The sequence below is a fragment of the Niabella soli DSM 19437 genome, from assembly GCF_000243115.2.
Lineage (GTDB): Bacteria > Bacteroidota > Bacteroidia > Chitinophagales > Chitinophagaceae > Niabella > Niabella soli.
The window spans coordinates 2285149-2304624 of record NZ_CP007035.1; the positions used below are offsets into that span (position 1 = coordinate 2285149).

The following is a 19476-nucleotide window of genomic DNA, read 5'->3' on the forward strand; positions in this document are numbered from 1 at the left end:
AAAAAGAATTAAGTGCAATCGGTTGAACAAGTGTCCCGGGAGAAAAAGCAATCTATCACACGGGCCCAGCCGCCGGGTTTGAGAGGCGACGTCTCATTCGTAAAATAAGTTCCGCAAGCATCAGCAAAGTGCCCGTCATAACGGAAACATCCGCCATATTAAAGATACCGGTCTGGAACAGGTGAAAATCCATATGTACAAAATCAGTCACCCTCCCATACAACACACGGTCGTATAAATTTCCGGTGCCGCCGCCAATAATAAAGCCCAATGCAATGATCGTTAACAGGGAAAGCGTTTGCTTTCGCAACATATGCACGGCCACGGCAAAAATGGTAGCAACCGGCAGTATAATAAGCAGGATGAGTTTCAATACGTAGGGCCATGTTTGCCCCAGGCTCAGGAAGGCCCCGGTGTTTTCCACACGGGTAAGGGTTATAAAATGCCCTGCAACCGGTACCTGCTCCAGGTAGGAGATCTTTTCCCTGACAACCGATTTTGACAACTGATCGCAGGACAGGTTCCCTGCAACTATGAGCAATAAAATCAGCAGGCGCACTATTTTATTTTTCATGATTTAAGCTTTAAAAGATCAGGACAAACGTATTTAAATGCTAAAATAAATCATTTTACTATCGTATAACGATCTGTTTCGGTGTTTCTGAGTTTCCCTGACTGGTTCTCATTACTGAAGCAGTGAGAAAATTTTACAATAACGTAAATGCCAATCAATAAACTGCCTGAGCGCGCCGTGAGGCGCCGCGTGTTTATAGGAAAAGTGTTATTTTAAGATATCGGCTCCTCTGGAGCCGCGTAAATTTTGCAGATATGGCTAACACCTTTTCCCAGATCTATCTTCAATTTGTATTCGCAGTACAGGGCAGATGCAATCTGATCGTCCCGCAGCATAAAGAAGAGCTACATAAATATATGACGGCGCTAGCGCAAGCCCGGAAAGCGAAAATGCTCGCTGTTCATTGTATGCCAGATCATATTCATTTGTTTGTTGGATTTAAGCCTTTTGTTTTAATATCCGATTTTGTAAAGGAAATTAAAGTACAAAGCAACGAATTTATCCGGGCTAAGAAATGGATACCTAGCGCCTTTAACTGGCAAGAAGGGTATTCTCCTACGGACACTCTCAGATTGACATTGTTTGCAAATACGTGCTGAATCAGGAACAGCATCATCAACGAAAAACTTCCAGAGAAGAGTATCTTGAGTTTTTAGATAAGTTTGCTATTCCATTTGAGGAACGCTATCTGTTTAACTGGAATGAATAAATACGTGGCTCCGATGGAGCCCATTGCACATGCAAAATTGTGCTATAAACACTGCGCTCCTGACGGAGCGCGGAATCTGCGTTAAAACTATTGGCGCTACTCCGACTTATCGAAGACTATTAAATTCATTAACAAAAAACGAAAGGCAATCAACCCTTTTGCTTAAAGCCCCTCCTATTTGGCCAGCAACGCGTCCTTTGCATACAAAAAGCATTTCTTCACTTCCTGCACCGCGTCCGAACCGGCAGGTATATTATATTCCAGTTCAATGGTAGCCGGTATAGCATATTTTTTTGCTTTCAAAAGATCCAGTATCTCTTTTATCGGCGTATCCCCTTGCCCCCAGGGCAGGTTGGCCCCGCCATTCGCTTTTGTTTTCCGGTCTTTCATATGCATGGAGGTGATCCGGTTATGCTTAGCCTGTATCAATGCCAGCAAGGTTTCTTTGGTATTGTTACCCCCCGCTGCAATATAGTGGCCGCAATCAAGGTTCATAGAATTATAGGGTGATTGGCTCAAAGCCGTATCCCACGCAGTATCCGTGGCCTGTGTATGTGCATGGTACCCTACATATACTTTGTGTTTTGCGGCCAATTGACCCAATCGTCCGGACTGTGCCGGATCTTTTGGCAGCTCAACAGTCACGGACTTAGCTCCCAAGGTTTTGGCCACGCGCAGCGCATATTCTATTTCTGCATCGGTATTATTGGAACCGAGTGCATTCGGTTTAAACGCGTAAATCTTCACCCCCGCTTTATCAAATAGCTTTTTTACTGCGGCAAATTTCGTCATGGGCACTGTAGCGCGCCATTCCGCAATTTTTGATTTATCGGAAGGAATACCCGCAAAAGCTTCTACCGGCTCACCCATAAGTTCGGTAGCACTAATGCCGCTGTTGACAATATATTGCAATACCTGTTCCAACGATTGCGGCATACTGCGATAAGAGTAAGTGATCACTCCTATTTGCACACCGGCAATTCTGGAGTTGGGTTTATCAAAAAAGAAGGATTCACGGGCCAGTAAAGACCCACCCATCAGCAATCCGGCTGATGCCAAAGAACTTTTAAGCAGAAAAGAACGCCGGGATAGATTATTTGAACTTTTTTCTGGAAGCATCATGAAGTTTTTAGTCCGTTAAGTTAATGATAATAGTTGAAACGTTTTAGCAGAATATTTTGGACGGTCATAAGCAGAGAGGTTTCTCGCGTTCTCGCCCCTTGCGTCTTTGCGTGAAACCCTGGGTAGATTTTAAATCCTTCTATGATAATCCGTGCAATCTGTGAGCAAATATTTATTTCTCATCCCGGCTCATGGAATAAGGAACATCCGCGTCGCCGGTACCGCGGGTCTTGTTGGGTTGTGCGCCCATTACATAATTGATCACCGTGCCCTTTTGCAGCCCGCTATGGCTCAACCAGTTTTTCGTATACGGCTGCCCATTGACTGTTGCAGATTGAATATACCGGTTGGCATCGCTATTCGCAGGGGCAGTGATCACTACTTTCTTACCGTTCTCTAACCAGATCGTCGCTTTTTTAAATAACGGCGCACCTATTACATACTGATCCACCGCGGGCGTTACAGAATAAAAACCCAGGGCGGAAAACACATACCAGGCACTGGTTTGCCCGTTATCTTCATCGCCGCAATACCCATCCGGCGTAGCCCGGTACATCCGATTCATGGTTTCTCGCACCCAATATTGAGCCTTCCAGGGCGCCCCCGCATAGTTGTACAGATAGATCATATGCTGAATCGGCTGGTTGCCGTGGGCGTATTGCCCCATGTTAGCGATCTGCATCTCCCGGATCTCATGGATCACCCCGTGATAATAGCTATCATCAAAAACCGGTGGCATTGCAAACACGCTGTCCAGTTGCTGCACAAATGTTTTTTTGCCCCCCATCAGATCAATCAGCCCCTGCACGTCATGAAAAACCGACCAGGAGTAATGCCAACTGTTTCCCTCGGTGAAAGCATCGCCCCATTTAAAGGGATTAAAGGGACTTTGAAAGCTACCATCCTTATTTTTCCCGCGCATTAAATTATGCCCGGGATCAAACAGATTTTTATAATTATGCGCATGTTTAAAATACTGCTCCAGTTCTGCTTTCGGGCGCCCCAACGCTTTCCCTAACTGGTAAATGGTGAAATCATCATAGGCATATTCCAGGGTGCGCGCAGCATTTTCATTAATACCCACATCATAGGGTACATAGCCCAGACTATTATAAAATGCAACGCCCCGGCGGCCGGTGGCCCTGGGCCCCTCATTATTGGCCCCATGCAACAAGGCTTCGTACAGTGTATTAATATTGTAGCCCCGCACCCCTTTGATGTACGCATCTGCTACTATCGAAGCGGAATTATTCCCCACCATCACTGCTGCATAACCCGGGCTGCTCCATTCCGGCAACCACCCGCCTTCCTTATAATCATTGATCAGCCCCTCCTGCATTTCTTTATTAATGGACGGATATACCAGGTTCAGAAATGGATACAAGGCACGGAACGTGTCCCAGAAGCCGGTTCCCGCAAACATATAGCCTGGCAGTGTTTTTCCTGTATAAGGACTGTAATGTACCGGTTTACCCGAAGCATCCAGCTCATATAATTTATTGGGGAAAAACAGCATACGGTAGAGCGCTGAATAGAACGTACGCGTCTGGTCGATCGTCCCCCCCTCAACTGTTACTTTACCCAAGCGTTCGTTCCATAGCTTTTTTGCTTTCACCATTGTCTGATCAAACCCGTCCTTCGCCAGTTCTCTTTTAAGATTCAATTCAGCCTGTTCAAAACTGATAAAAGAAGTAGCCATGCGCATATGCACTTTTTCTCCTTTAGCCGTCTTAAAACCAACAATAGCGCCGCTATGATCGGAAGTGATTTCCAATTCAGATGCATTTAGTTTTGCTCCTTCCCAGGTATGCGCGTTCGTAAAAGGTTTGTCAAAATAAATAACAAAGAAATTTTTAAATTCCGGCAATGGGTTTATCGCATGTTTGGTAGAATACCCGATAATCTTTCTTTCGCGGGGAATGATTTTTATATACGACCCCTTATCAAAGGCATCGATAACTACAAAGGCGCTGTCTGTCTTCGGGAACGTAAACCGGAACTGTGCTGCGCGTTCTGTCGGCGTCAGCTCTGCTGTAACATTATGGTCTGCCAGGTATACACTATAATAATACGGCTTTGCAATCTCCGCCTTATGTGAAAACCAACTGGCGCGGGCATCCTGGTCAAAAACCATTTTGCCGGTTACAGGCATAATGGATACCTGGCCGTAATCATTCATCCAGGGGGAAGGCTGATGGGTTTGTTTAATGCCCCGGATCTTATCTGCGTCATAGGTGTACATCCAGCCGTCACCCATTTTGCCGGTTTGCGCGCTCCATAAATTCATGCCCCAGGGAACTCCTACTGCCGGGTAGGTGTTCCCGGTAGACAAACTGGGTTTCGATTGAGTGCCCATTAACGGGTTTACCAGCTCCACCGGGTCGTTGGACTGGCTGTAAACAAGGGTTGTTAAAAAAAGACCAAACAAGAGGAGGGCTGTGGCAGTCGCTTTCATGATTTATAAACTTTTAGCGAATATAAATCAGTATTTGCAGACCTGCACCTCAATGAATGTTGAATAAGGAATATTAAACTTAGAATGTAAAAGTAGATTGAGTTTCAGGAATGAGAATTTCTAATCTAATGGGCCCTTTCTCATTTCTTATTCCTTATTTTACATCCGGGACACTCTCTACAAATCCACCATTACCTGGTTCCTTGTCAGATCGTCTAAAGTATCCCGCTTGCGGATCAACTGCGCGGTTCCTTTGTAAACGATCACTTCGGCGGGGCGAAAACGGGAATTAAACGTAGAAGCCATCTCATAGCCATAGGCTCCGGCATTGAAAAATACCAGCAGGTCTCCTTCCCTTACTTCCGGCAGCGGCCGATCCCATGCGAACGTGTCCGTTTCACAAATATTACCCACAACCGAATATTCTTTTATAGCCCCTTCGGGGTTTGTGCTATTCGTTATGCGATGATACGCATCATAGAACATAGGACGGATGAGGTGGTTAAACCCGCTGTTGATGCTGACAAATGTAGTAGCGGCCGTTTCTTTGATCAGATTCACCGATGTAATTAAATACCCTGATTCGCTTACCAGGAACTTCCCCGGTTCAAACCATATTTCCAGATTTTTGGCAGGGGCATGGGCATCAAAAGCACCCAGCACTTTTTCAGACAATTCCTGTATATCAATAACCGGATCTCCTTCTTTATAGGCTATTTTAAAGCCGCCACCCAGATCAACCGATTTTAATTCCGGAAAATGAGGGATCAAATCAAAAAGCACTTCAATTCCTTTTACAAAAACAGAAGCATCTTTGATGTCGCTGCCGGTATGAATATGCAAATTCTGTATCTTGATCTCATATTTTTTTACCATTTCAAGAAGCTGATCTATCTGCTCCACCGGGATGCCAAACTTACTTTTATCATGCCCGGTTGAGATCTTTAAATTGCCTCCTGCCATAATATTGGGCCGCAACCGTACACCCACCGGGTATTTACCACCGTATTTTTCTCCCAGTTTCTGCAGATTGTACAGGCTGTCTATATTTACAAATACACCCAGCAACAGGGCATCTTCAATTTCCGTAAAATGGATCCCGTTGCTCGTGTACAATACCCGCGAGGGCTCAAAACCCGCCTGGAGAGCCAGTTTTACCTCATTGATGGAGCTGCAATCTACATTAGCACCCAGCTTCTTTACAAAACGCAATACGCTTAAATTAGTCAATGCCTTTGCGGCATAAAAGATCTTAACCCGCTTTGGGTCAAAAGCCGTTGTTAAGGTTTTGTACTGCTCTTCAATCTTGTCTGCGTTATACACGTATACAGGAGTTCCAAAATCTTTCGCGATCTGTACCAGTTCTTCGTTTGTTAATTGTGCGCTCATGTTCTGTTCATAAAAAAAAGCAGTATCCTCAATACCGCTTTATATAAAAAATACTTTTAAACAAGCAGTTTATTATACTTCATCAGGTTTTTGCCCATTCTTATTTTCTTCACCATCTTCCGGTGCATCTTCTCCCGTTGCTCCGGGCGCTTCGTGTTCCTCCATTGCAGCAGCAGGCGCTTCGTCCGCGGTTGCATCAGATAGTTCTTCGGTCGCCTGTGCCGGCGCATCCGGTGCCTCGTTTTCTGTTTCCGATGCCTCAGTTTTATTTGCTGCTTCGATCAATTCTCCGTTTTCTGCAACGGCCAATGGCAGCTCTTCCGGAGCTATTACTGCCGGCAGAGGAGCGTCGCCTTCCTCGTTTACGGGCGTTGGCACAATCTCCTGCTCGGCAAGCACTTCCTTTATTTTAGGAAGCTCTTCCGCAGAGTTAATGCCAAAATAATCCATAAAATTTTTGGAAGTGGAATAAACCAGCGGATGCCCGGGTAATTTTTCATTACGGCCGCTGATGATCACCAATTCTTTTTCGAGTAATTTTTGAATAGCATAGTCCGCACTTACGCCCCGGATGGCCTCCACCTCGCCTTTGGTTACCGGTTGTTTGTACGCAATAATGGAAAGTGTTTCCAAAGCCGCCGGCGACAACCGTTTCATAAACTTGTCGCCATTAATCTGCGCTACTGTTTTATGATAATCTTTTTTTGTAAGAAACTGCCAGCCACCGCCGCTTTCCCGCACTTCAAAGGGATAAAACTCTGATTGATATTTTTCAACAACCCCACTCACCGCCGCCTCTACCTGGTCTAGCGTGATCTTATCCTCCATGAAACCAAAGGCATTATTCAGCAGATCCGTTAACTCCAATGGAGTAAGCGGCTTATCGCTGGCAAAAATCAGGGCTTCAATATGCGGGATCAGTCCGGTGATATCCATGATGAAAGTTCAAAGTTTAAACGTTCAGGATTTAAAGTTAAGGGCAAAACAACATTGAACCTTAAACCTGAAACATTGAACAAATATGTTACCCTTGCAACGCTGCTGCACCACTCACAATCTCGGTCAATTCTGTGGTAATAGCTGCCTGGCGTGCACGGTTATAAGAAAGCTTCAGGTTGCGCAACATTTCATTGGCATTTTCAGAAGCCTTATCCATAGAGGTCATACGGGCACCATGCTCAGAAGCATGAGAGTCCAGTACCGCCTTAAATAGCTGGGTATTTAATATCTTGGGCATCAATTCGGCAATCAACTCTTCTTTATTCGGATCAAAAATAAAATCTGCTTTCATTGATACGCCGGGCTTATTTTCTACCTTGGGTATCGGCAAAAACTGCTCGGCTGTAAATAATTGCGTAGCCGCGTTCTTAAACTGGCTGTACACAATTTCAACCGCATCAAATTGTTTCTCTTCAAAAGCGGTCATTGCTTCAGTTGCAATTTTTTGAACGTTTTCAAAAGAAAGATGCAGGAAAATATCTTTATGCGCATCATTGGTTTTGTAACCTGCCTTTGTTAAAGCCTCATACCCTTTTTTCCCCAGGTTCCAGATGGTTACATTTCCTTTATCTGCCTGCGCCTGGTATTTTTCGCGGATCACTGATTTAGCCAGTTTTACCACGTTCGTGTTAAAGGCGCCGGCTAGCCCGCGATCACTTGTAATAACGATCAGCAATACGTTTTCAACAGGTCTTTCTGCAGCCAAAGCGATGGCGCTTTCCCCCTCACTATTGCTGACAATATTGCTCAGCATTTCCTGCAATTTTTGTGCATAGGGCCTCATTTGAACAATAGCTTCCTGTGCACGACGAAACTTTGCAGCACTTACCATTTTCATTGCTTTGGTGATCTGCTGCATACTTTGCACGGAACTGATGCGATTGCGAACCTCTTTTAACTGACCTGCCATAGTAGTATTTAGAATTTAGAACCGGGTATTCAGTATTGCGAATAAAAACAGCCCACTACTTACACCCGTTTTTCAAGGCGCAAAAGTAAGTTCTAATTACCAGATTTCCATATCCCCGGCCTGTAATTTGGCCGCATTGTGGAAAAAGGCGGTATAACGGCTTCCAAAACCAGGCTATTTCTTATAATACAATATATTAGCAACTTTTCGTTGCCCTCCATGATCCCATTTTTTGTTATCGGATGGGTGGTTAACGACTCCTTTGTTTTTGAGCCAGAGCGTGGACGATCCGCCGCCGTCAAAATTGACGGCATCCACGCATCCTAACCAACGCATTATTTTTGCCAGCTCTTCAAGATTCAGCCCTGCGGCATTTGTATTTCGCCCGTCCGCCACCAATAATATTATTTTGCCTTTTGCCGTGCTGCCAACCGCAGTTCTGGGGTGCCGGTTCAGGGAAAAAGCAATATTTGCCAACGCTTCTTTTTTGCCATTTATAAGCAGCAAGGGACCGCTGGCCAATACAGAGCCTGCACGGCAGCTATCGGGCCAGCCGGGGGCCGTACCCCCTTTTTGGATCTGAAGCCGCCCCTTGTTAATGAGCACGCCCGCTGTTTGATGAAAGAGCATCCTGCCATTTTCCGGCGTCGTATTTTTACTGATAACCGTTCCGTTTACTTTTACGTAATCCTCTGATCCTCCTTTGTCTACATAAAAAAAATTGCCATTGACCGCCGCAGTGGCGCCGGCTGCCCTAGCAAAGGCCTCCGTCGTTTTTAGTTCTTTTGCCTCCGCTGCTATATTGAACCCGTTCTTCCTTTTTTTATTTTTTATGATCACGTAGGAGATATATTGATTGGAACCAAAGAGCGATTTATTAAAAAACTGCCGGTTTACTAAAAACACTCCCTTCGCTACCTTTTCTTTCTTCCAGGCAGGCTTTACAAAATATAGGGAATCTGTATCCTGACCGGATGCGGCAGGGCTGCTGCACACCATGACCCAAAGCAATAGTGCGGTTCCCTTTACCAACCAGCCCGTTCTGTTCTTACTCATGTCTTATTTTAATAGTACAAAAATGCGCACTTTTACCAAATCTATTTTGAATCCACCTGCTATTCATGTAATTTTAATGGGCACATCCTATAAATCAATGCTTATGCCATTCAAATCGATGCGATCTGCGCTGCTGCTGCTCTCCTTATTAAACGTGTGTACCGTTTTCGCGCAATTCCGGACTAAACAGGAAAAAGGGTATTTCAATATTACTAACCCGGTTGAAATACAAATAATGAGCTCGTTAGATTCGGCGGTAATGAAAAATGGGATGGCTCGTATAAAAGGCGGATTTGAGGTGAACACGATCAACGGGTATTTCATAAACCCCTCTTTCTCAGTAGGATTGGGTATTGGTTTGCAATTCTCCAATTATAATTATTACCCGAACCCCGGTTCCGGGGGTAGCTATGTGAAAAAAAGCGGGCCCGGCATCGTGCTGCTTCCCCTGTTTGCTGATTTTCGCTATTATCCCAAGAATGCAATAAGCGCCCCAATGTTTATACTGGATGCCGGCTATGCCCCGGTCTTAAAGATGGCAAACAAGGACGATCAGCAATATTTAAATGGCGGTGCGCTTTTTAAAATAGGCGCCGGTTATAAGTTTTATCTGGGCGATTTTCTTTCTTTTGTGCCTTCGCTCAATTTTAAAGCGCAACTATTTGGCAATCATACTGCTGTAGGCGGCGTACTGGGACTGGGATTATTGTTTTAGCAGTTCATGGCTCATAGTCGATAGTTCATAGTTTGGATTCTATTGACTCAATCATTTCCACTCCCGATAGCTATCGGGACTCAAATTTTCACACTTCCAATTATGATTTAGTGCTACGTCAGGCACATTTTATTAAGCCACAAAGGCACTAAGCCACTAAGTTATTATTCTTGAAGCCTTCGTGTCTTCGTGGCACCAGACATCATATAACTAACTTAACATTAGTAATCATTTTCCCGCTGATTAGCGCTGATTTTTTTCGCAGATAAACGCTGAATACCTGACTTTCTTTGATAAACTGAACACTGCTCTACTGGTAAATAATGTCACCTAAAGCCCCATTTTCAAATTTTCAAATTATTCCATAAATTTCTTCCGCATTTGCTCGGCCTTGCGGCCAATAAGCCAAAAAGAAAGCGCCAGTACAGCAAAAAAGATCCCTTTATTGGTACGGTCCCAGAAATACTCAAAATAACGGGTATAAATATTTAATAGAAAAAACAATAAAACCAGGTCTCTGAAAAACTCATCTTTCCGTTTATAGGCATACCCTACCAGCCCGCAAAGCAGCAGGCTATAGACCAGGGCCCATACCCAAAGCCTTCCCTGCCGGATATTGCTCCATACCTCATAGCTTAAATTTCCTGAGACAGAAACAAGCAAACCGGAAAGCAAAAACAGCACCCACATCAACTGGCTGCTGATCTCATAATCAGGGATTTCAGTTCCTGATTTTTTTATCCCATAAAGCAACAGCAGCAACATTCCGCAAAACACCGTTATCCGCAAGGGATAGTTCATCCCCAAAAAATAATCATGCTGCGGACCGGACCAGCTCCAGCTTTGTACGGCAAAACTAATTACCAGGGTCAACAACGCGCATACCCACAGGAGCTTCGATTGAAGGTATCGAGACACCAACCCATAGGTTACGGACAACAGGAAGATCACCAATCCATATAATGGATAACCGCCGCCGGTGGCACGCGCCAGGTAGGTAAGCGCAACGCCGAGACTTAATACGATGAGCACGGTAAAACTTTCATTACTGAGGACCGCCTCCGGGTATTTTTGTTTTCTTTTTTTTGCGATCCAGGTAAAGGCTACAGACAATGCAAGAAATAACACGCCGATCAGCAATTCTGAAAAGGAAAAAAAGTTCCGCAGCCGCTCAATCCATTTTTCATCCAGTACAATGGCCCCAAAAGCGAGGATAGTGCAGGATATGGCCGCCACAAAGGCGTAAAAAGTTAGTGAGCCCAGATCATCTTTGTGCTCTGTAACAGCTTTTCTGAGTTCAGCCGCCTTCACCGGATCGATCACCTGCTCTTTTTCCCATTCATCAATGGCGCTGTTGAGTATAGCCGCTTCCTTTTTATTTACGCGCATTTTTACAAGATAGGAATTTTGCAGGAATGCTGCATGCTGAAAGCATGACGCTGAACACACAACGCTTAATGCATAACGCGAGTGCCGTTGACCATTGGCTATTCACTTTTGACCTAAATGTTTGAGGTCTGAGGTTGGTTCTCGTTCCGGGTTTGAAATTTACCGTTTGTCGTCTCTCGTTTGACGTTTGAGATTGGGTATTCTTTTTCGATAACAGAATGCTGCATGCTAAACGCATAACGCTGGATGCATAATGCGGGCGCCATTGACTACTTAATGTTGTTTGCACCCTCATTTTCAAATTCTCACATTTCCACATTTTTCATATTTCCACATTGTCCTCAACCTTTTCCCCCTTTCGCTCGTCCATTTATAAACGTACAAAAAAATGAAGCGGCTCCTATTACTTATACCTCTTACAATTTCACTATCAGCTCTTTATGCCCAGAAAACAGAGGGAATTTATGCGCATCTTTATACAGATAGTTTAAAAAAAGGAACGTACAATTATATCAACATCGATGGCAAAATGAGCGATGGCAGTTGGAAGCCCCTGACCGATAAGGAACTGCTGTTTAAAACCAGCTATGGCCGGTTTGAGGGAAATAACCTGGTGTTACCGGATAACCCGGCAACAAAAAAGGTTACGGTTACTGCTACGCTCAGAGAAAATACGAAACTCACTAAAACATTCGACATTTGGATCAAACAACTGCCTGATCCGCCGCTGGTGAAAGATGAAGGCGGCGCCATTCGCAGTCGCCGGAGAAGATAAGCTTGCTGAATGCAGAACGCGCAATGCGGAACGCAAACCAACCTTGAACCTGAAACTTTGAACCCTGTAACCTGAATCCGGCGTTTACGCCTGAGCCGTCGGGCCGCCGAAATTCACAGGTAGCTGCACTTCGTCCAGGTCTTTAATTTCGCCCTGGGCCGCCTCAAATTTTTCAACATTATCGATCAGCGCTTTCATAAAACGTTTAGCGTGCTGGGGGGTAAATACGATCCTTGATTTTACTTTGCTTTTGGGTGTTCCCGGCATAATATTTACAAAATCTATCACAAACTCAGCCATTGAATGGGTGATGATGGCCAGGTTGGCATAAGTGCCCTCTGCAATTTCTTCTGAAATTTCTATATTGATCTGATTAGGTTGTTCCTGCATTATAAATAGTATTTGAAGTGAAGATAGACAATATTCCCATTTACCCGTTGTGCCGCTTTATAATATTATAAATAAAAGGCCGCTTATTTAAAGCGGCCTAAAAAGTTGTGAATAAATGTGTTGGCTATTGTACACCCGTCCGGGTATCCCACCACATTTGCTGCCCCCAGTAATTATCTTTTGCTTTTGCTACATAAGGAGCGCTATTTTTTTCATTAAGCCTTGTTTCACTATCCGGGTAAGGATAACGGAACGGAGGCCTGTTATGTCCTGTATAAGGAGATCCGGCAGCCGGAGGCAAAAGAGGAACGTCTGTACGGCGCGATTCTGCCCAGGCTTCGTGGCCGTTTTTATATAAGGCGATCCATTTCTGAAGGTAGATCCTTTTTATATCTCCGTTCCAAACTACATTTGCCGTTGTCTTGTAATTTCCCACATCCACTCCGTTCTCGGCAAAAGAAAGATCGATCCCTTTATTGTAAGCAACCGCAGCGGTAGTGCCGGCGTTCCATCCTTTTGCTGCTGCTTCGGCCAAAATAAACTGCACTTCAGCCGCTCCTAAAAATGGTGTAAACCCGGTTGGATCTCCGCTAAATCTTTCTCCTATTCTTGAATAATTATTTATCCCTCCCGGAGCCACAGACCCTGTTGGTCCGATAGGTGTTCCCCGGTATATTGAATTGGTGGCATCATTGGGCGGGTGGGTTGCAAAAACAGTGATCCTGTTGTCGTTATACTGCAAAAGTATATTTATCAACGGGGCGCCAACGGCATAGTTATCCGCCCTGCTTCCCAGGAATAAAGCGGTATACCAGGGCTCGCTTGTTAAAATAGTACCGGTTCCTGCCCCGGGCCACATTAAATAAGCATTGTCTGTATTATCCGTAATGATCGGGTTTGCGGTAGCATTGCCGGTTATTTCCTCGATGGTAGCTTTAGCCACCGTAGGGGCTACATTAGATATTCTTATAGCCATCCGAAGGCGTAAAGAATTGCAAAACTTTTGCCATTTTGTAGCATCATTACCGAAAAGCAAATCACCGTCCCCAATAGAACCGTTATTTTGCGCCAATAATGTATTCGCATCTTTGAGCTGACTTAACAAAGCGGGGTATATGGTTTCCTGTGTTGTATAAGCAGGGGCGATCTTTCCTGAATCTGCGGCCAGCGCCTCTGTATAGGGAATGTCCCGCCACCGGTCTGTTGCTATTTGCCATATATACGCCTGCATAACCATTGCGGCGCCTTGTAAATTTGTATTATTCTGGTCCTTTGCTTGGTTAATTGCCACCTGGAGGCTTTTCAATTCCCGGTAACAATACGTCCACATATTTTCAACGGTACCCGGACGAAACTGGTACCTGGATTCATCAATGTACTGGATCTTCCCAATGTGACCGGAATAACTTTCCGGCTCATCAATATCGCCCCAGCTATCCCATAAATGCGCTCCAAAATCCTGTATACTGAAGGCAAGCAGGTTGGAGGGAGGTACTGAGGACGGATTGTTCGGATCCGTATTAATCTTGTCGAATTTTTTTGTACAAGAATAAAACAACAGCACCGCAACCAGGAAAATCGATATATATTTTAATTTGCTCATTGTAATATTTTTATTTTTTAGAATGATACATTCAGCTTTAACCCTACGCTTCTGTTTGAGGGGATCTGGTATTGCTCGAGCCCCAATCCACTGTTGCCAACGCCGAAGCCTGTTTCCGGATCAATATGCGCCCTGTTGCTTTTAGAAGTGGCCAATAATGCTACATTATAGGAGAATAATGAAATGGTAACTCCTTTTACCACATTTGAATTGGCAAGTAACCGATGCGGAAGGGTATAACCTAGTTGAATCTGTCTTAACTTAATAAAACTGGCATCAATGATATTGAACTCCGTACCGCCGGTTGTAGAATAGGACATCCGGCCAAAGGCTGTTTCCGGGTCAACGGCAATATCATTTGGCGTACCATCCGCCTTTACAAATTTTGTATCCTGGTAGGCATTCTTTCCAAGGATCACCCCGGTTTCCCTCACATTGTTGGCAGCAGTGTAATCGAGCACACCGGTGTACGCCCCCCACATATCGGTGAAGCTGAAAATATCACCGCCTTTTCTAAAGTCAATCAGGAAGGAAAGATTAAAGTTCTTATACCGGAACGTATTGTTGATGCCCCCGGTAAAATCGGGTGATACATTCCCAATTTCCTGAACTCCTTTAAAAGTAGGCAACCCGTTTGCCCCCACAATAACATTCCCCAGTGAATCCCGGTCTGCCTTTCCGCCCCGGATCACACCAAATGGTTTCCCGGGAATCGCATCAACTGTAATGCCCCAGGCTCCCGCCAGGTTGAATGATTGCAAGGGCTGCCCTGTTGTAGGGTCTACATATAATTTATTAACCTTATTGCTGTTTTTTGCAAAATTGATATCCATATCCCAGTTCAACCCTGCGTCGGAGGCCGGGCGAAGAATACCCAGATGCAATTGTAATTCCACCCCTTTATTTTCAATTTCGCCGGAGTTAACCACTTTTGAAGAACTACCTCCTGCATTTGATATATTCACCTGCATGATCTGGTTAGAGGTTATTTTATCATAGTAGGTAGCGTCCAACCCCAATCTGTTTTTAAAAAACTGCAACTCCAACCCTACCTCATTACTCTTAGCCATTTCCGGCTTCAGGTTTATTCCCGCAGGCAGTGCTGCAGGATACCTGTACATGTTTACCCCATTGAAAGAATAGGTAACCGGTGTGTAAACCGGGAATACCTGGTACGGGCCTGTGCCATTACCTACTTTAGCCCAACTGGCCCGCAGCTTTCCATAACTGAATACATCCGATTTAAGATTTAAGGCATCGGAAAAGATCCAACTGGCGCTTACGGACGGATAGAAGTAGGAGCGGTTATTGGCGGGAAGCGATGAGCTCCAGTCATTTCTTGCTGTTACATCTACAGAAAGCCAGTTTCTGAAACCAAAGCTGGCCTGCCCGAAAATACTGTTGGAACGAAGATGATAGTCATACATTGTTTGGGTAGTATTTCCTTTTGCATTTGAGATGGTATAAAAATTGGGAATGGCCAGGTTCCCGGCTCCAATGGAGGAGTTCTTTTGAGTGTAGTCTCTGTAATTGGCGCCAGCCGTATAGTTTATTGTTACATCGCTAGTCCCAATCTTACCTCCCCCCGTTGCAATCGCATCCAGGTTCAACTCATTCAGATGATATTCCCATTGGGTAAACTGCCCGCCTTGACCGGCAAGAACATTACCATAATCCCTGTTTGAAGTGGTTTCTTTACGAAACTCAGTAGACCAGTCATCCCCTGCTCTCAGTTTCAGATTGAACCACTTGTCAAACGCGTAAGCCATACTCACATAGCCAAACATCCGGTCTTTTGTCCGGGAGTTCTGATAAATGTCGTATACTTCGGCAAAGGGGTTATTGTGGTAATTGCTATTCCAGTTATATGGAAATCCATTCGGATAGTCTTTGGAAATGGAACCAGCTAATGTGTCAGCATAATGTGCCTTCAGGTCTTTGAGATCCACCTGACGCCCGAACCAACTGCCGATACTTTCCATCGGGTTGTAGGCGTTGTACCCCTGGCCAACCAGGTTGTTATTTTTAATATGCAGGTAATTCACATTACCTTCAACGGTGAATTTCTTGGTCAGGTTTTGTACTGTATTCAAATTTAACGAGTACTTGGTTTGGTCTGTATTCGGAATACTTCCCTGCTGTTGCTGATACCCCAGACCCATGCGGGTACTTCCTTTTTCGGTATTGGAGGTAAGGGCAACATTATGGTCCATTGTGTAACCGGTTTGGAAAAAATCCTTTACGTTGCTAGAGTGAGAAATCCAGGGTGTCGGGATCCTGTTCCCATTTGCATCCAGCGGGCTGTTATATTGTGGTAAATTTAACCCGGCATCCAGTCTGGGGCCCCAGCTTTCATCATAACTATCGTTCACACCATCGCCCCGCCCATTAACATAGGCGAATCCGTTTTGAATGGCGTAATCCTGGTAGCTCATATTAGGATCACTCTTTTTCCAGTTGTACTCATCACCTGTAGATCCCTGGCCGTACAGATTTTGATACCTGGGCATTATATAAGGCTTTTCAAAAGATATGCCTCCGGAATAGGTAACGCCAATGCCTTTTGCACCTTTCCCTGTTTTTGTTGTAATCAGGATAACGCCATTACCCGCTCTATATCCATATAAGGCGGCGGCGTTGGCGCCCTTAAGTATGTTTACCGATTCGATGTTATCTGGGTCAATCTCCTGAAGCCCTGATCCATAGTCCACCGACCCATACCCGCCGATATTGGTGGCAGAATTACTTATAGGCACACCATCCACAACAATCAGGGGCTGGTTATCATTAAATGAATTATTCCCTCTTAAAACAAGGCGGGAGCTTGCACCCACTGCCCCACTTGCGGCTGTAATCTGAACCCCTGCAACCCGTCCCTGCAGTGAGTTGATCACGTTAGGTTGGGTCGTTTGCGTCAGATCACTTCCTTTAACCTCCTGGGTTGCGTAACCCAGGTCCCTTTTCTGCCGCCTGATGCCCAAGGCAGTTACAACCACTTCCTCAATGGTTTGTCCTTTTCCTGCTTTTAATACAGCATTGAGTGGCTCTGTTGCTTTAAAAACCTGTGTTTCAAAACCTGTTGCGGAGATCTCAAGATCAGCTCCTGTCTTCGCTTTAATACTAAAATTTCCCTGCGCATCGGCGGAAACTGCATTTTTCGTGCCCTTTTCCATGACAGTTGCAAAAGGAATCGGATTACCGGAGTCATCCTTAACGGTGCCGGTTGCTGTTTTTGTTTGAGAAAATCCATACATCCCGATAGACATAAAGATCGTTAGAAACAATACAATTTTTCCCATGAATTTTTTTTTGATAATAGAATAAAATCAAAAGCCTTAAAGAGGTACATGTGCACATCTTTAAGGCAATCGCTAGTCCAAATTACAAGTTTTTTAACGATAATTTTATATTTCGTTAACGTAGCATAAAAAAACTACCAGATGTTAGTTGCTAAAACAACTATTAATTACTGACAATCAATAACCTATCAAACAATAAAAAATTTAGATAAAATTCAAAATATTGATTAAAATCAAGCAACTACTTGAAGAATTTCAAATCAAAAATCGCCGGGAAAAAACTTACAAATGTTAAAGCCCGGCAATCGTAAGGTGTACGATTACGAATAGTTCATGGATCCCTGCGGCATCCACAAAACAAAGAAGAGCCCCAAACCGGGGCCCTTCTTTTATCTGCAACTAAGCAGGTATCTGTTATTTAGCTTTTGCCAAAGACCGGACGTATTTCAGCAACTCAATTGCCTCATTTTGATTAGCAAAATCGTTTACATTTTTTTTAACATATTCATCAAGATCAGATTTACTTACTCCGTAAGCTTTACTCAGATCTTTTGTAGAACGTATTTCCAATAGTTTGTTACCTTTTAAAGCCCAAATATTCTTTACAAATTCTAAGCCGTCCTGATTTTTGTAGTTCCTGCCCATGTAGATACCGGAAACATCGTTGCTAACTTCTCCACTTGTAGTTTCTTTAATTCCGGATTTATCTGTTCCGGATTTTTTCACCACAGGCCGGTTACTATAGCTTATAAAAACATCAGGGTCTGGGGTGGTTTGGTAGACCTTTCCCCGGATAGGTACAAAAACCGTTTTATCAATAGAGATCGTTTGAATCTTATCAAGATTGTCCAGGGTCATAAAAACGCCCTCCTGAACAAAGATTACAGACTGGTTGTTCGTATTATAATTCAAACTTACCTGAGCAGTTTCCCCGGATTTCATAAGGACCGAGGATGGAATAAAGTTTTTAAAGAGCAACGGGCGCAGGTCCAGTTTTGCATTTACAGACTGTGCAGCGCAACAAACGCTAATTAAAATGATTCCGGAAAAGAGCATAAGAAACTTTTTCATAGACTGATCTTTTATTAAAGTTAACAAAAAAAGAAATCATATAATAATAGTATTATATGATTTCTTAAAGAGTAATTTCAGACACTATTTACCGGGGTCCGATATATTTTAAAGTATCAAAAAATGCACGTTGCGGGTTACCGCCATACATCCATGAAACGTAGATAGTTTTGGTAGACTGGTCCTGAAGATTAGACAATGCACCTGCACCGGTATACAGTGATATTACCGTTGCACCACCTATATTGTAAGCGCTGGTTATTTTATCTGTTGCCGGATCAAAAACAATAACAGGAGAAATAGCGCTGCCATACCAGCTCAGATCGTTGTCCGGGCCTACGCCAATAGGATGCCCATAACTTTCTGCGTCTGGCCAGTAAAAAGCAACAGAGCTTGCTCCCGTCGTCATTAAGTGTATTTCAGTCTCATATGGGAAATCATAGGGCGCGCGATTGTGATGCCCGGTCAACGTATATCTTCCATCGTATTTATTCCGTACAAGGAAAGAGTATAAAGCCGATCCAAAGTTCTGGCTTATTGTTTTAGCCGGACTTGTCGATTTTATTTTTAAAGGAATCGCGTAAGTTTTATTATAATCAAAATCAGCGCTAATGGTTATTGCCAATTGAACTGTAGCCTGATTGCTCCCTTTCTTAATTACAGCGGTCGCGGGAAAAGCATATACACTGGTGGGTGGTACTTCAAACTCAGCACCATTCTGGTCATTATACAATTGCAATGCGGCCTGATCCAGCTCTAAATTCACAGTTATATCTTCGGGCGCAGCGGCTTCGGTGCCTGAATAACCAACGTTGATGTTCATTGCAAACTTATCACCCACCTTCGCAACCCCCAGATCCTTATTATAACTTGGGTATTTTGAAGAGGGCTGTGCCATATTGTTACCCGTATTCTTGAACTCGACCAGGTTGGTTGTGTTGCCATTTCCTGTATCGATATTTCCAATTCTCTCCTTCAAACAAGACGTTAGTAAGAGGGAAAAGACCGAAACTATTAATG

Annotated in this window: 16 protein-coding genes; 3 read left to right on the plus strand and 13 right to left on the minus strand. The window is 44.1% G+C overall.

Annotation, left to right across the window (positions count from 1 at the left end):
- Positions 1-55 precede the first annotated feature (55 nt).
- The gene (gene lspA, locus NIASO_RS09725) at positions 56-574 is read right to left on the minus strand and encodes a signal peptidase II (RefSeq protein WP_008585402.1); all 519 of its coding nucleotides are present in this window, start codon (positions 572-574) and stop codon (positions 56-58) included.
- 254 nt (positions 575-828) lie between these two features.
- Here lspA and tnpA point away from each other — a divergent pair, with 254 nt between their 5' ends.
- The gene (gene tnpA, locus NIASO_RS09730) at positions 829-1173 is read left to right on the plus strand and encodes an IS200/IS605 family transposase (RefSeq protein WP_008585404.1); all 345 of its coding nucleotides are present in this window, start codon (positions 829-831) and stop codon (positions 1171-1173) included.
- A 284-nt stretch (positions 1174-1457) separates the two neighbouring features.
- Here the strand turns inward: tnpA and NIASO_RS09735 are convergent, their stop codons facing one another.
- The 6 genes from NIASO_RS09735 to NIASO_RS09760 form a co-directional block, all read right to left on the minus strand.
- Complete coding sequence (locus tag NIASO_RS09735; protein WP_211139897.1) at positions 1458-2342, minus strand: sugar phosphate isomerase/epimerase family protein; 885 nt, start codon at positions 2340-2342, stop codon at positions 1458-1460.
- A 235-nt stretch (positions 2343-2577) separates the two neighbouring features.
- Positions 2578-4860 (minus strand): GH92 family glycosyl hydrolase, encoded by a 2283-nt coding sequence (locus tag NIASO_RS09740; protein ID WP_008585408.1) that lies wholly within the window; start codon positions 4858-4860, stop codon positions 2578-2580.
- 177 nt (positions 4861-5037) lie between these two features.
- Positions 5038-6249 (minus strand): diaminopimelate decarboxylase, encoded by a 1212-nt coding sequence (gene lysA, locus NIASO_RS09745; RefSeq protein WP_008585410.1) that lies wholly within the window; start codon positions 6247-6249, stop codon positions 5038-5040.
- A gap of 72 nt (positions 6250-6321) precedes the next feature.
- Positions 6322-7185 (minus strand): SMC-Scp complex subunit ScpB, encoded by an 864-nt coding sequence (gene scpB, locus NIASO_RS20055; protein ID WP_008585412.1) that lies wholly within the window; start codon positions 7183-7185, stop codon positions 6322-6324.
- Positions 7186-7273: 88 nt separating this feature from the next.
- Positions 7274-8158, minus strand: a complete 885-nt coding sequence (atpG, locus tag NIASO_RS09755) for an ATP synthase F1 subunit gamma (protein WP_008585413.1) — start codon at positions 8156-8158, stop codon at positions 7274-7276.
- A gap of 174 nt (positions 8159-8332) precedes the next feature.
- A complete protein-coding gene (locus NIASO_RS09760) occupies positions 8333-9214 on the minus strand; it encodes a phosphodiester glycosidase family protein (RefSeq protein ID WP_008585415.1) in 882 nt (293 codons plus the stop codon).
- Positions 9215-9317: 103 nt separating this feature from the next.
- Between NIASO_RS09760 and NIASO_RS09765 the strand changes: the two genes are divergently transcribed.
- Positions 9318-9929, plus strand: coding sequence for a hypothetical protein (locus NIASO_RS09765; protein WP_008585418.1), 612 nt, complete (start codon positions 9318-9320; stop codon positions 9927-9929).
- A gap of 357 nt (positions 9930-10286) precedes the next feature.
- Here NIASO_RS09765 and NIASO_RS09770 read toward each other — a convergent pair whose 3' ends face one another.
- Entirely contained in the window at positions 10287-11318 is a 1032-nt protein-coding gene (locus tag NIASO_RS09770) for a hypothetical protein (RefSeq protein WP_008585420.1), read from the minus strand.
- 388 nt (positions 11319-11706) lie between these two features.
- Here NIASO_RS09770 and NIASO_RS09775 point away from each other — a divergent pair, with 388 nt between their 5' ends.
- Complete coding sequence (locus NIASO_RS09775) at positions 11707-12093, plus strand: hypothetical protein (RefSeq protein ID WP_008585422.1); 387 nt, start codon at positions 11707-11709, stop codon at positions 12091-12093.
- 84 nt (positions 12094-12177) lie between these two features.
- On the opposite strand, the gene NIASO_RS09780 is transcribed toward NIASO_RS09775, so the two are convergent.
- The 5 genes from NIASO_RS09780 to NIASO_RS09800 form a co-directional block, all read right to left on the minus strand.
- On the minus strand, positions 12178-12483 hold the full coding sequence (locus NIASO_RS09780; RefSeq protein ID WP_008585424.1) for a DUF3467 domain-containing protein: 306 nt from the start codon (positions 12481-12483) through the stop codon (positions 12178-12180).
- A 124-nt stretch (positions 12484-12607) separates the two neighbouring features.
- A complete protein-coding gene (locus NIASO_RS09785; protein ID WP_008585426.1) occupies positions 12608-14086 on the minus strand; it encodes a SusD/RagB family nutrient-binding outer membrane lipoprotein in 1479 nt (492 codons plus the stop codon).
- 17 nt (positions 14087-14103) lie between these two features.
- Complete coding sequence (locus NIASO_RS09790; RefSeq protein ID WP_008585427.1) at positions 14104-17385, minus strand: SusC/RagA family TonB-linked outer membrane protein; 3282 nt, start codon at positions 17383-17385, stop codon at positions 14104-14106.
- Between the two features lie 414 nt (positions 17386-17799).
- Positions 17800-18456 (minus strand): hypothetical protein, encoded by a 657-nt coding sequence (locus tag NIASO_RS09795; protein WP_008585429.1) that lies wholly within the window; start codon positions 18454-18456, stop codon positions 17800-17802.
- A gap of 88 nt (positions 18457-18544) precedes the next feature.
- Positions 18545-19435 carry a DUF1735 domain-containing protein gene (locus tag NIASO_RS09800; RefSeq protein WP_025298857.1) on the minus strand — a complete coding sequence of 297 codons (891 nt, stop codon included), beginning with the start codon at positions 19433-19435 and terminating at the stop codon, positions 18545-18547.
- Positions 19436-19476: the final 41 nt, after the last annotated feature.

Excerpts from the sequence above, each read along its gene's own strand:
- lspA (WP_008585402.1), bottom strand. The coding sequence starts at position 574 with ATGAAAAATAAAATAGTGCGCCTGCTGATTTTATTGCTCATAGTTGCA.
- tnpA (WP_008585404.1), top strand. The coding sequence starts at position 829 with ATGGCTAACACCTTTTCCCAGATCTATCTTCAATTTGTATTCGCAGTA.
- NIASO_RS09740 (WP_008585408.1), bottom strand. The coding sequence starts at position 4,860 with ATGAAAGCGACTGCCACAGCCCTCCTCTTGTTTGGTCTTTTTTTAACA.
- lysA (WP_008585410.1), bottom strand. The coding sequence starts at position 6,249 with ATGAGCGCACAATTAACAAACGAAGAACTGGTACAGATCGCGAAAGAT.
- scpB (WP_008585412.1), bottom strand. The coding sequence starts at position 7,185 with ATGGATATCACCGGACTGATCCCGCATATTGAAGCCCTGATTTTTGCC.
- atpG (WP_008585413.1), bottom strand. The coding sequence starts at position 8,158 with ATGGCAGGTCAGTTAAAAGAGGTTCGCAATCGCATCAGTTCCGTGCAA.
- NIASO_RS09760 (WP_008585415.1), bottom strand. The coding sequence starts at position 9,214 with ATGAGTAAGAACAGAACGGGCTGGTTGGTAAAGGGAACCGCACTATTG.
- NIASO_RS09765 (WP_008585418.1), top strand. The coding sequence starts at position 9,318 with ATGCCATTCAAATCGATGCGATCTGCGCTGCTGCTGCTCTCCTTATTA.
- NIASO_RS09770 (WP_008585420.1), bottom strand. The coding sequence starts at position 11,318 with ATGCGCGTAAATAAAAAGGAAGCGGCTATACTCAACAGCGCCATTGAT.
- NIASO_RS09775 (WP_008585422.1), top strand. The coding sequence starts at position 11,707 with ATGAAGCGGCTCCTATTACTTATACCTCTTACAATTTCACTATCAGCT.
- NIASO_RS09780 (WP_008585424.1), bottom strand. The coding sequence starts at position 12,483 with ATGCAGGAACAACCTAATCAGATCAATATAGAAATTTCAGAAGAAATT.
- NIASO_RS09785 (WP_008585426.1), bottom strand. The coding sequence starts at position 14,086 with ATGAGCAAATTAAAATATATATCGATTTTCCTGGTTGCGGTGCTGTTG.
- NIASO_RS09790 (WP_008585427.1), bottom strand. The coding sequence starts at position 17,385 with ATGGGAAAAATTGTATTGTTTCTAACGATCTTTATGTCTATCGGGATG.
- NIASO_RS09795 (WP_008585429.1), bottom strand. The coding sequence starts at position 18,456 with ATGAAAAAGTTTCTTATGCTCTTTTCCGGAATCATTTTAATTAGCGTT.